Raw genomic sequence first — 13,659 nt, 5'->3', positions numbered from 1 at the left:
GAAACAAATTAGCCTAAAAGAAACATGGAAAGACGCATTGCGGAATCTGATGTAGCTTAACTCAAGGACTGATTAAACTTGTTCGGTTTAGGGAATTAATCGATAACTGGAAACACTCGGTTATATCCACACTGGCCAAGGGGCTGATTTCCTACTAAATAGCGGGACTTTTATGGCTCTATGCCACAGTATTCCTATGGACTAGGGGATATAGAAGCAATGGCTTGAGGAGTTCCGTGAATACAAGTTTTGGGCACAATATAAACGAACGATAGTAACAATATAAAATATGGTTGACTTTAAGAAAAGATTGAACAAATCTGCAATAGACAAGAAAACAGACCCGATTGAAATATATGATTCTTTAGACAGGAGAAGTATTGCAGGACCTTTAAGACCAGCACAGAATAAAATCCTTAAGGAATGGTATGATTCTCAATCAACCAAAAAAGACTTAATTATTAAACTTCATACGGGAGAGGGAAAAACATTAATTGGGTTATTAATTCTTCAATCCAAAATTAATGCTGATCAAGGCCCTTGTTTATACGTTTGTCCTAATAAATATCTTGTTCAGCAAGTTAAAAATGATGCCAAAAAGTTTGGTATAAGTTACTGCTCTATTGAACCTGATGGCTCAGTTCCAAATGAATTTATTGACGGTAAAAAAATATTGATAACACACGTTCAAAAAGTATTTAACGGTAAAACTGTATTTGGCATTGGTAATGATTACATACCAGTAGAAAATATAGTTTTAGACGATTCACACGCTTGTATTGATTCTATTAGAGATTCTTTCACGATTAATCTGAACAAAGATCACCAGATTTATAATAAATTGAGAGAATTATTCAAAGATAGTTTGTCAGACCAGGGTCAGGGAACATTTTTGGAAATTGAGAATGGAGACTATAACTCGTTTTTGCCAATACCATATTGGAGTTGGATAGATAAGTCGGAAGAATTACTAAGTATTCTTTCAGAGTATCGGGAGGAAACTGAGTTAGCTTTTGCTTGGCCATTTATTAAAGATAACATTAAAAACTGTCAAGCATTCATATCAGGACAGAATATTGAAATCACACCGATTCACATACCTATTGAAAAATTTACATTCTTTTATAATGCTAAACAAAGAATTTTGATGTCTGCTACAACGCAGGACGATTCTTTTTTTATAAAGGGTTTGGGTTTTAATATTGATGCTGTAAAATCTCCTTTAACAAATCCCGAACAGATTTGGTCAGGAGAAAAAATGTTATTGATTCCCTCTTTAATAGATGAAAACCTTGACCGAATAACAATTGTTAATGCATTAGCCCCACCTTATACAAAAAACTACGGAGTAGTATCATTAGTTTCCTCATTTTCAAAATCTGAAATTTACCATTCCCTTGGTGCAATTGTTCCTAAATCAGACCAGATTGGTCAAGTAGTTGACCATTTAAAAAAAGGAATTTACAAAGAGACTGTTGTCTTTGCAAATAGATATGATGGTATTGATTTGCCTGATGAATCTTGTCGTATTCTAATACTTGATGGTAAACCATTCTTTTATTCATTATCTGATAGATATGAAGAAGCCAATCGAGTAAATAGTGATTCAATTAATATTAAAATCGCCCAGAAAATAGAACAAGGTTTAGGTCGAAGTGTAAGAGGTGAGAAAGACTACTGCATTATCTTCTTAATTGGCGCAGACCTGGTAAAATTCATAAAAAGTAGCAGAACAAATAAATATTTCTCGTCTCAAACAAAAAAGCAACTTGAAATAGGACTTGAAATTGCTGAAATGGCAGTTGAAGAACTCTCCGACAAGAATCAACCAATGGATGCAATGAAGTCTTTAATGAAACAATTTTTACAAAGAGATGAAGATTGGAAAGAATTCTACAAAGAGGAAATGAATAAAATAGTATTAGAACAAAATAACAGTACTATATATGAAACGTTGGTATTAGAGCGTAAAGCAGCAGTTTCAAACTATTCCGGAGACTATGAAAAAGCTTGTGATTCAATCCAAAAAATAGTTGACAATTACTGCAATAATGAAAGTGAACGTGGTTGGTATTTACAATTATTGGCCAGATACAAATATTTAGACTCAAAAGTAGAGGCCAATTCATTACAAAAATCTGCTTTTTTAAAAAATCACGAGTTACTTAAACCAAGTGAAGGAATAAACTATAAAAAATTAGAATATATAAATGAAAATAGAGTTCAGAGAATCTTAAGCTACATAAAAAACTTCCAAAGCTACCAGGAGCTTATGATAAGCATTGAAGGTATTTTAAGTGACCTAGAATTTGGGACTTCATCAGAGAAATTTGAATATGCCTTGAAAGAACTTGGTTTAATGCTTGGATTTTTAAGTGAACGCCCTGATAAGGAGTTTAAAAAAGGTCCTGACAATTTATGGTGCGGTGTTAGTAACCAATATTTTATTTTTGAATGTAAAAGTGAAGTAAACATAGAAAGACAGGAGATTAACAAAAATGAAACAGGACAAATGAATACACATTGTGCTTGGTTTGAAAGTCAATATGGAGAATCTCAAGTCAAAAGAATTCTAATCATACCAACTAAAAATCTTTCTTATCACGGAGATTTTGGACGTGATGTTGAAATCATGCGAAGAGGGACACTCAAAAGTTTGCGTACCAATGTCAAATCATTTTTTAAGGAGTTTAGTAAATACGAAATTCAGTCTTTAACTGATGAAAAAATACAAGAATTTATAAACGCACACAAACTAGATATTGAATCATTAAAAACTTTGTACTCAGAAAAATACTATAAGAAAGCAAATTAAAAACTGTGCCCGTCATCACCTATATGCAAGCAGGGGTTTCGTGCTTCGTAGGACAGGATAGTGGTAAATTTGAAGATCAATTCTTCGTAGGAGGTTCAGTGGTTTAAAACCATGCCTGGGTGTAGCTGGGAACCGTGTGTGACTTGAATCAGCCCTAAAGGTATGAATGCTTTGAAATGGATGGAGTACTACTGGGCAACTAGTAGACAGGCCTTCCGATGCCGGCTTGCGGGTCTGTCCTGAACAAAGTCTCAGGTTGAACTCTTCATTGTTCTGTAAAATCGAAGAGGCAAACACACTCTCTTTGAAACTCTAAAGGAAATCAGGACAAGTTGTGTGATAGATATAGGAGGCAGACTAAGTCGTAGTAGTGTTGAAGCTTCTGAAATGCTACGCATTCACGAATTCCATAAAAATGAATTCAAACATGAGTAAATGGGAGTGGAGCACGGCAAATGTCCGGGAGGACATTTGAGAGAGGTGTGCGGGTATGAAGCATACCATGTTTCGCCTTTATTCACAACCTTGTTTATTCAAGGGATGGTTTATGGAAAAGAAGCAGGACCACCGTTAGTTGATTAAATTAGCGCATTACCTTTAAGTGGTTGTTGGTATGAGGAGCCCCCGATGCATCGGGGCATGCAGTGTGAAGGGAGACTTTCACGCACAGCTTGTTCCGTTTTTCGGGAGTTCTGTGGGAAGGTGGGGGTGAGATTCCCCTGGCTGACACGATTATGTGCCATTAGATACTGAAAGTGCTGAAACTGACAAATTAAAATAAGACATTATGCCTAATCAAAAGAAAAAAACAGCAAGAGTAGAGATTTTAGTTGCTATAGTTGCTTTAATTGGAGTTATCGTTACTGGATTATTCACTAACTGGGATAAAATTTTTTCAAAAGAAAAAGGTAGCGAAAAAGTGACTTTATCAATTTCTGATTCTTTAAGCAATCAAAAAGCTAACGAAATTTCAATTTATATTATCGGTCAAACATATCGTAGAGCTTTTTCTTTAAATTTTCAAACTAGATTTGTAAATGGAGATGAATATATAGCGGTATTAAAAAGCATTAATGAAGCACATGGAGAAATTCAAGCAAAATATGTTTTACTCCAGTCATTAGATAAACCGCAAATTTCAAATATTGCATACAACATGTTAAGAAAACTGGATATCATGGAAACAACATTTAAAAAGATGCAGCCATATATTAAAGACACTGTTTTTAGTAAAGGTTACTTACCTAGAAGGTTAGATGGAACTGGGCCGCCTGAACTAACCAAAGCCTATCAAGATATGGAAAGTATTCGTTTGCAATTTTTAGAAGATATTAGGCAGTTAGCCGATAAGCAAAATATTTCTCTATTAGATGTGCCGGCGGAAAATTAAAAATAAAATAACGCTAACGGCACATAACAGGGACGTGGTTATTTGAACATTCTCCCTTGCCTGATTTATTTGGTATATTGGGGATATTCCTTACGGATCCTTGTAGGCAATGTGAGGGGAGGCTCTCACAGACTGTTAGGATCCATTGTGTTACAGGCTGTCTGTATTTCAGGAGTTCCCCGGATCATTCCGAATTTAGTTTCTGGGAACACGCAGCGCTGAATTACGCTAAAAGATTCCCTAACATTAAACAAAAAGAAAAATATCCTTTGGCTAGATTTGCCAACGCTTAAAATAGGCGAAAGAGACGAATAGAAATAAAAAGTCAAGAATGAACCAATCCGTACACAATAGATTAATTTCCTTCATCTGGTCAATAGCTGACGATTGTCTAAGAGACGTTTATGTAAGAGGAAAATACCGAGACGTTATCCTTCCTATGGTAGTGTTGCGTAGGCTAGATGCCTTGCTCGAACCAACCAAAGAAGCGGTGATGGAGGAACTTGCTTTCCAACGGGATGAGGCTGGATTTACGGAATGGGATGAGACCGGTCTAAGAGACGCAAGTGGTTACGTCTTCTACAATACCAGTGAATGGACTTTGCAACGACTGTATGACACTGCCACCAACAGTCAGCAGATCTTGCAAGCCAATTTTGAGGATTACCTCAACGGCTTTAGTCCGAATGTCAAGGAGATCATTGACAAGTTTAAGCTGAAAAGCCAAGTCCGGCACATGGCAGCTAAAGATGTATTGCTCGATGTATTGGAGAAATTCACTTCGCCTAAAATCAATCTAACTCCTTTTGAGGTAGAAGACCCTGACGGCAGAAAACTCCCGCCGCTTTCCAACTTAGGCATGGGCTATGTGTTTGAGGAACTGATTCGGAAATTCAACGAGGATAACAACGAAGAAGCAGGAGAGCACTTTACCCCAAGAGAAGTAATCGACCTGATGACGCATATTGTTTTTGATCCGATCAAAGACCAATTGCCTCCCGTCATGACCATTTATGACCCTGCTTGTGGTTCGGGTGGTATGCTTACGGAGTCGCAGAATTTCATCAAAGATGAAGAAGGTGCCATTCGGGCTATGGGTGATGTGTACCTATATGGCAAGGAAATCAATGATGAGACCTATGCCATTTGTAAGTCCGACATGATGATCAAGGGAAATAACCCTGAAAACATCCGTGTGGGTTCTACCCTTTCCACGGATGAATTTTCCGGACACAACTTTGATTTTATGCTTTCCAATCCACCTTATGGAAAATCATGGGCAAGTGAAGTAAAATATATCAAGGATGGAAATGCTGTCATCGACTCCCGTTTTATAGTAAATCTCAAAGATTATTGGGGCAATGTAGAAGTAGCAGATGCTACCCCCCGCTCCTCTGACGGACAATTGCTCTTTCTGATGGAGATGGTCAACAAAATGAAACCGACCAGCCAAAGCCCATTGGGTTCCCGTATTGCCTCGGTGCATAACGGTTCTAGCTTGTTTACAGGTGATGCCGGAGGTGGCGAAAGCAATATCCGCAGACATATCATTGAAAACGATTGGTTGGATTGTATTATCCAATTGCCCAACAACCTGTTTTACAATACCGGCATTACTACCTACATCTGGATTTTGCACAACAACAAAGCAGCCCAGCGAAAAGGAAAAGTGTTGCTGATTGATGCTTCTCAGCGTTTTGCCAAACTGCGTAAAAACCTGGGCAATAAGAACTGCGAATTGACGGCTACGCACATCCAAGAAATTCAGGATGCCTATACCAATTTTGAGACGGTGGAGCGCCAAGGCGAAGATGGTTTGGCAGCCAAGGTTTTTGATAATTCCGATTTTGGTTATTACAAAGTAACGATTGACCGACCGGCCAGATTGAAAGCGCAGTTTTCTGTCGATCGCATTGCCGACTTGCGCTATGACAAAACACTCAAAGAACCCATGCAATGGGCTTTTGAAACCTTTGGCGAAAGCGTTTACACCGATTTAAAATACATTGAAAAAGAGCTACTGGAATGGTGTGAGAAAAACGATCAGGACTTAAACGCCAAAAAGCGCAAAGCACTTACGACGGCCGCTACTTGGAAAAAGCAAAAGGAAATATTGGAAACTGCCCAGCAGTTAATGGAAGCCATTGGTACGGATGAATACAGCGATTACAATGTCTTTTTGGAGGAAGTGAACCAAGAACTCAAAGCCCAAAAATCAAAACTCTCTGCCAGCGAAAAGAATCAACTATTGGCTGCCGTAAGTTGGTATGAAGAAACAGCCGAAAAGGTCATCAAGAAAACCCAAAAGCTAAGTGGCGAAAAGCTCGACCAAGTCTTGGATCATTTGGATTGTACTGAAGAGCAACTACCCGATTACGGCTACTACCCAAGCGGAAAGTCGAACGAATACATCATTTACGAAAATCAAACCGACCTGCGTGACAGTGAAAGTGTGCCTTTGGCAGAAAACATTCACGACTATTTTTTGCGGGAAGTAAAACCGCATGTGGAGGAAGCCTGGATTGATCTGGACAAAACCAAAATTGGCTATGAAATCAGCTTCAACAAATATTTCTACCAGCACAAGCCCCTACGACCTATTGAAGAAGTGAGTGCGGAAATACTGGCATTGGAGCAAGAGAGTGAAGGCTTAATCATGGATATTTTGAAGATGTAAGTTGATGGAGCTAAGCAAAAGAGATATTGAAGATAGGATTTTCACCATCAGAAAAATTCAGGTGATGGTTGACAGGGATTTAGCTGACTTGTATCAAGTAGATACCAAAGTTTTAAATCAAGCTGTAAAAAGAAATATCAATCGCTTTCCTGATGCTTTTCGTTTTCAGCTAACAAAGGAAGAGAAAATGGAACTGGTCACAAATTGTGACCGCTTAGAAACCCTGAAACATAGCCCGTCTAATCCCTATGTTTTCACAGAGCAAGGAGTGGCCATGCTGTCAGCTGTACTGAGAAGTGATGTGGCCGTTAATGTGTCCATACAAATCATGCAAGCATTTGTTGCCATGCGCAATTTTCTGCTCAACAACGCTTCAGTTTTCCAACGCCTCGACCAAGTGGAGTTGAAACAACTCAAAACAGATGAAAAGCTAGAGCAAATCTTCAAAGCCCTAGAAGCCGGAAAACCAGAACCTGACAAAGGCATTTTCTTCGAAGGACAAATTTTTGATGCCTATGTGTTTGTAGCCGATATCATCAAAAAGGCCAAAAACGATATCATACTGATAGATAACTATGTGGACGAAAGCGTGCTGACCATATTGGCCAAGCGGAAGAAAAACACAAACGCCACCATTTTTACCAAGCAAGTTTCTAAACAACTGCAATTAGACCTTGACAAACACAACAGTCAATACCCACCCATTGCCTTGAAAACTTTTACCAATAGCCACGACCGCTTTTTGATTATCGACCAAAAGGAACTCTATCATTTGGGAGCTTCTTTAAAAGATTTAGGAAAGAAGTGGTTCGCTTTTTCCAAAATGGATCATTTGGTAGAAATAGTCTTGAACAGGATTTTAAAGGATTGAAAGATGGACAAGATTTTAAAAACGAAGGAAGAAATTAACGACTTAACCCACAGAGTAATTGGTTGTGCAATGGAAGTGCACAACCAATTGGGCAACGGTTTCCAAGAAGTTGTTTATCAAAGAGCATTGAGTATCGAATTAAACCTTAATAATATAGCTCATGAACGTGAACTTGAAATGCCCCTTTTGTATAAGAGCTATAATGTAGGAACACGTAGAGTAGACTTTTTTGTTGAAGACTGTTTGATGGTGGAAATAAAAGCCATAGAGCAACTGGAGGGTGTACATAAGGCACAAGCCATCAACTATTGTGAAGCATACCACGTTTCTGACAGTTTACTCATCAACTTCGGTGCTCAAAGTTTGCAATTCCACAGGGTGTACAACAAGAAAATTAAAAAGTCTTGAATCATACTAATCAAAAAATCATGACCATCATGCCATCACATAAATCATGTTCAGACAAATACTCCGCTTACAAAGATTCGGGTGAATACTGGATGGGCGAAATCCCAGAACACTGGGAGATTATGAAATTGAAACATGTTTTTAAAGAGAAGAAGAAAGTTACCAACCCAAGTCTAAATTGTGGTTCAATCAGTTTTGGTAAGGTCGTTTATAAGGATGATGAAAAAATACCAGAATCAACAAAGGCATCTTACCAAGAGGTTTTAGCAGGTGAATATTTAGTAAACCCTCTTAACTTAAACTATGACTTAATCAGTTTAAGAATTGGGCTTTCGAGTATCAATGTGGTTGTGAGTTCAGGTTATATAGTTCTCAAAAATGCAATGGAGCTTGATAAATCATATTTCAATTACCTGTTACACCGATATGATGTGGCGTATATGAAACTCCTTGGCTCAGGTGTAAGACAAACTATTAGTTTTAATCATATTGCAAACAGTTTATTGGCTTATCCTCCAATAGAAGAACAAACCGCCATTGCCAATTTTCTGGACGACAAAACCGCTAAAATAGACCGTGCCATTGGCCAAAAAGAGCAGCTCATAGCCCTGCTCAAAGAACGCAAGCAAATCATCATTCAAAATGCGGTAACGGGGAAATGGTCAATGATTAATGGTGAATGGTCAATGACGCCCAAAGAGAAAATGAAAGACAGCGGCGTGGAATGGATTGGAGAGATACCGGAGGGTTGGGAGGTGAAGAGGTTTAAATATCTATTTGCGCAAAGTAGGCTTCCTGTGAGCTCCGATAATCAAATTGTTACTGCTTACAGAGATGGGCAAGTGACTCTCAGAAGTAATAGAAGATTAACTGGATACACAGAGGCTATTCTTGAAGCTGGATTTCAAGGGGTTCGGAAAGGACAATTAGTTCTTAACTCAATGGATGCTTTTGAAGGGGCAATTGGGGTTTCCGAATCTGAGGGGAAATGTACTCCTGAATACGTTGTATGTGATAGCATAAATCAGGGAGCGAATAATACTTACTTCGCCCTTCTATTAAGAGAAATGGCCCTAGCAAAATATATTCAAGTCATTTGCAATGCGGTAAGACAGAGGGCAGTCCGAATAAGATTTAATAATTTAGCAGGTCGTTTTATCGTCGTTCCGCCTCAAAAGGAACAAACCTCCATCGTTGCCCACATCGAAACCCAATCCGCCAAAATAGACCAAACAATTTCTTTACAACAAACCCAAATTGAGAAGCTGAAAGAATATAAGGCTACGATGATCGACAGTGTAGTGACGGGGAAGATTAAAGTGAGTTGATATGAAAACAGAATACATAGACTTTAGACCCATTAGTGATTTAAAAAATCTCCACTTTGTGGTGAAGGATTATCAAAGAGGTTATAAATGGGAAGATCAGCAAATCAGAGATTTGTTAAATGATATTCATAATCATACACATGGAAAGTATTGTTTGCAACCACTATTGGTACATCAGCGCAATGACCAAGTAGAGTTGATAGATGGACAACAGCGAGTCACGTCAATTTACCTTATTTTACATTTTTTACAGGATAACTCATTTTACAGTATTTCCTATCAAACAAGAGAGAAAACAAGGGAGTTTTTGGATACTGGTTTACAGTTACTGGATGACTATTCAAACTCAACCTGGGAAACCTTCATAAACCAAAACGGCAGCTTTAATAACGTTGACATCTATTTTTTCTTCAAAGTCTACAAGGAAATCAAGAAGTGGTTTGATGAAAGCAAGGCGGATAGAGTAGAATTTTTCGCCAAGCTTAAAAATTCGGTTCACATAATTTGGTATGATATCTCGCTGAATAACCCTGACATCTCACCAGAGGCTGTATTTCTGAACTTAAATGCTGGAAAAATCCCACTGACCAATTCAGAACTCATTAAAGCTTTGTTCATTTTAGATATTCAAAAACAAAATTCTAACGAAATCGGGAAGTTGAAGGCCTTTGATCTTGCCAGTGATTGGGACAGGATAGAGAATCAGTTGCAAAATGATACTTTTTGGTCGTTTATCTGTGACAATGATTATTACAACAACCTTGATACACGGATAGACTTGATCATAGATTTAGCCAATCAAGTACCAAAGATCGATACAGAGGATCAGAGGAAGACATCTTACAAAAAATATGATAAAAAGTTTCAGACAGGAGAACAACTAGACTGGCAAGCTATTAAACAAACCTTTAATAAAATAGAGGAGTGGTATACAGACAAGAAGCTCTTTCATTACATTGGATTCTTAATCGTCACGAAATACAAAAGGTTATCCAGCATTGTAGAAATGAGTAAAGGTCCAACAAAAGAAGAATTCAAAGAGCTCCTTTTGAGAGAGATTCGAGATCAACTCTCAAAAACCAAAGATATTGAAGGTGAAAAAATAGCTTATCATAGACTAGAAAATCTCCATTACGAGAAATATAGAATTGCCTGCCAAAATATCTTACTCCTCTTGAATATCGAAGATTACTTAAATAGGTCTTCTGATGAAAAATTTCCTTTTAACCTCTACCTCAATGAAAAATGGAGTGTGGAACACATCAATCCTCAAAACCCAAGAGGATTCAAAACCATCAGAGATGTAATAGGATGGCTAAAATCCTATCAAACTTATTTTGATAAAATTACTGATCCGGACAGCAAGGAAGTAGTCGGGAGAATCTCTAGTCTGATTGACAATTTTTCAAGTAAAAGAGATTTGGATTCGAAATTTGCTGATTTTAGATTTGAAAAAAATGACCGACTAGTCTACGAAGAGGTGATAGAGAAAATAAGTGATGAATTATCACTTCATGAAATAGGAAACCTCTGTTTACTTGACCGGAATACCAATAGTAAATTGGGGAACAAGATTTTTACTGATAAGAGGAAGGAAATCCTAGAAATCTATTATCAGAAATCGTCAGATGATGAAATCACATATATTCCGAATGGTACTAAAGACGTATTTACCAAAGCTTTTTCTAAAGAAGAGGAAAATATAACCGATAAAATTTTTGGTATAAAGGATATGGAAGAGTACAAAAACCATATCAAAGACCAGTTAAACAAATACTTTCCGATAGAATCATGAACAAAGAAATAAAAATCAGCTTTTGGAAGTTGATTTGTGAATATAGCATTGAAATTCCGACCATTCAGAGAGATTATACTTATGGCAGAAAGAGTGCCCATGAGATCAGTAGAAAATTGATAGAATCAATTTTATCTTCCTGTAAGGATCCAAGTAAAAAACTTCACTTAGATTTTATTTATGGCAAGTTAGAGGGAAAAGAGAATTTCCATTTACTGGAGAAAAATAAGCACAGTATAGATTCATTATTACATTCTGTCCAAAATTACGCTGCAAATCTCTATTTGAAAGTTGAGTTTTCAACTTCTAAAAAATCAGAGCAACAATCCGAAATTGTCACATTTATCCCGTTAGATGGTCAGCAAAGACTAACCACACTGTTTTTAATCCATTGGTATTTTGCCTTTTTGAATAGGGATGAAATGGGTTTAGAAATTCTAAAAAGATTTACTTATACAACCAGAAATAGTTCAAAAGAATTTTTGGAATTGCTTTGTGACTCAAGAATTCTTAATTTACAATTGGAGAAAGGTCTATTCCAAGCGATTTTGAACGATGAATTGTTTTTTACTTCATGGATCAAAGATCCGACGGTAAATAGCATGCTGTCTGTTCTCAAACAAATAGAAAGAATTGTTAAAGAAAAAAACATCAAAAGTGATGAAGCTTGGGAAGCTTTGACTGACTTGAATGTGGTGTCTTTTGATTTTTTTGATTTGGATGAGTTTGATCTTACTGACGAATTGTATGTGAAAATGAATGCTAGGGGGAAGTCATTGTCTGGTTTTGAAAATTTTAAGGCATGGCTACTACAAAACCATAAAGATAGAATTGGCGACAAGGATTTAGGTCGGAAATTAGACATTGAGTGGTTTGACCTTTTTTGGGTTCATGTGAAAGAAGTCGAAGAAATTGACGAAAAGTATCTTCAGTTTTTTAAGAGTTTATATCTAAGTGACTACCTAATAGAAAAATACACTGATGAGAGTGCCGCATCAGAGATCAATGCAGACAAGAGTACAGAGCTGCTTAGGACTTCCAGTCAAAAAGATCTTATACCTCTTTTTGAAAGTAACGAAACCTTCTCCAAAAACATTGATCGCTACATCACTCTATTGGATATTTTCAGCGGAATGGAGAAAGACTACAGCTTTTACGAGAGTTACCAGGTTAATTCATTGAAAGAATATTTTTTCAAGAATAATCAAGGTTTAAACTTTCCTAACAATACCTATCAGTATGCGTTGTCCCGGTATATCATTAACAATGGTGGAGACTTCACTTTTTTTGAACAATGGGCCAGGGTTATCGGAAACCTAATATTCAATACACCGATTGAAACAGCCTATTTGCATAGAACTGCTTGTAGAAGTATTGACTCTTTAATAAATATCCTCGGATCTAAAAATGTATACGAAAAACTTTCTCAATTAGAGGGTTGCATAGACTTCTTTGACGGAGAACAAGTCAAAGAAGAGGTTCTCAAGTCAAAATTGATCATAGAAAATCTAGAAATTGAATGGGAATCTCAATTTATTAAACTGGAAACCCATAATTACTTTTATGGACAAATCGGCTTTATTCTTGAAATCGCTAAAAATGATTTCGATCATTTGATTGTGAAAGGGGAAAAGATCAGAGCTTTATTTTCTGAAGATGTACTTAACCAAAGCAACTACCTCTTATTTAGATCCTTCCTTTCTCAGATGGACTCCTATTTCAAACCTGAATTAAATAAGTATTACTTTCCAAAAAATATTAGAGGGACTCTCAGGGATAGAAATGAAAATTGGAGGAGATTCATCCAAGCAAACCTTTCATTGATAGATGAATTGATATATCTTCCTGAATTTGATTCAGAAAATATTATTTCCAGTCTAGAAATCATCTGTAAATCATATAGATCAGAAGATAAATATACTAACACAATCTTATTTAATCCGACGGTTTTAGATTATTCTAATCAACATCATATAAGAAAATATAACCACTCAATCTTTCTACTAAATTCAACTAGAATATCAGGGCGATTTTCTGAGCTCTTTACCCTCGACTGGTTTCTAGCGAATGAGAAAAAGAAGCATGAATTTGAGCTAAAGTACCGTTATGGGAAGGGTGAAAACTCAAATCCCAAGATAGAGTTTAAAAAAGGTGAAAAAATAATCGATCTAGATTTCAACAGAGGCATTGGAAAATTTGGACTAACAGACGCAGAGTCATCAAAACCTGTCGAGGAAATTTATATTTATGACGATATAGAGAGTGCTGTAAATCAAATTTTGCAAAGAATCTGAGTCGGATCTTAAAAACCAAAATAACATCATTGTGGACACCATAGAAAAATTTGAAATCTTGTTTTTAAACTGACCTATGTA

General features: G+C 36.8%; 8 protein-coding genes. All 8 read left to right on the top strand.

Features of this window, described 5'->3' with window-relative positions:
* Positions 1-289: 289 nt before the first annotated feature.
* The 8 genes from FQ608_RS09715 to FQ608_RS09680 all read left to right on the top strand — a co-directional run bounded on the left by FQ608_RS09715 (position 290) and on the right by FQ608_RS09680 (position 13,578).
* Positions 290-2,815, top strand: a complete 2,526-nt coding sequence (locus tag FQ608_RS09715) for a DEAD/DEAH box helicase family protein (RefSeq protein WP_158857904.1) — start codon at positions 290-292, stop codon at positions 2,813-2,815.
* Positions 2,816-3,602: 787 nt separating this feature from the next.
* A complete protein-coding gene (locus tag FQ608_RS09710) occupies positions 3,603-4,205 on the top strand; it encodes a hypothetical protein (protein WP_158857902.1) in 603 nt (200 codons plus the stop codon).
* A gap of 331 nt (positions 4,206-4,536) precedes the next feature.
* Entirely contained in the window at positions 4,537-6,882 is a 2,346-nt protein-coding gene (locus FQ608_RS09705) for a type I restriction-modification system subunit M (protein ID WP_158857900.1), read from the top strand.
* A gap of 4 nt (positions 6,883-6,886) precedes the next feature.
* Complete coding sequence (locus FQ608_RS09700) at positions 6,887-7,753, top strand: ORF6N domain-containing protein (protein ID WP_158857898.1); 867 nt, start codon at positions 6,887-6,889, stop codon at positions 7,751-7,753.
* 3 nt (positions 7,754-7,756) lie between these two features.
* On the top strand, positions 7,757-8,161 hold the full coding sequence (locus FQ608_RS09695; protein ID WP_158857896.1) for a GxxExxY protein: 405 nt from the start codon (positions 7,757-7,759) through the stop codon (positions 8,159-8,161).
* Positions 8,158-9,489 carry a restriction endonuclease subunit S gene (locus FQ608_RS09690; protein ID WP_199856353.1) on the top strand — a complete coding sequence of 444 codons (1,332 nt, stop codon included), beginning with the start codon at positions 8,158-8,160 and terminating at the stop codon, positions 9,487-9,489. Before FQ608_RS09695 ends, FQ608_RS09690 begins: the two co-directional genes overlap by 4 nt.
* A gap of 1 nt (position 9,490) precedes the next feature.
* Positions 9,491-11,284, top strand: a complete 1,794-nt coding sequence (locus FQ608_RS09685) for a DUF262 domain-containing protein (RefSeq protein ID WP_158857894.1) — start codon at positions 9,491-9,493, stop codon at positions 11,282-11,284.
* The gene (locus FQ608_RS09680) at positions 11,281-13,578 is read left to right on the top strand and encodes a GmrSD restriction endonuclease domain-containing protein (RefSeq protein WP_158857892.1); all 2,298 of its coding nucleotides are present in this window, start codon (positions 11,281-11,283) and stop codon (positions 13,576-13,578) included. Before FQ608_RS09685 ends, FQ608_RS09680 begins: the two co-directional genes overlap by 4 nt.
* Positions 13,579-13,659 lie beyond the last annotated feature (81 nt).

The organism is Lunatibacter salilacus, from assembly GCF_009797935.1.
Lineage (GTDB): Bacteria > Bacteroidota > Bacteroidia > Cytophagales > Cyclobacteriaceae > Lunatibacter > Lunatibacter salilacus.
This window is presented reverse-complemented; position numbering and strand designations above follow the sequence as displayed.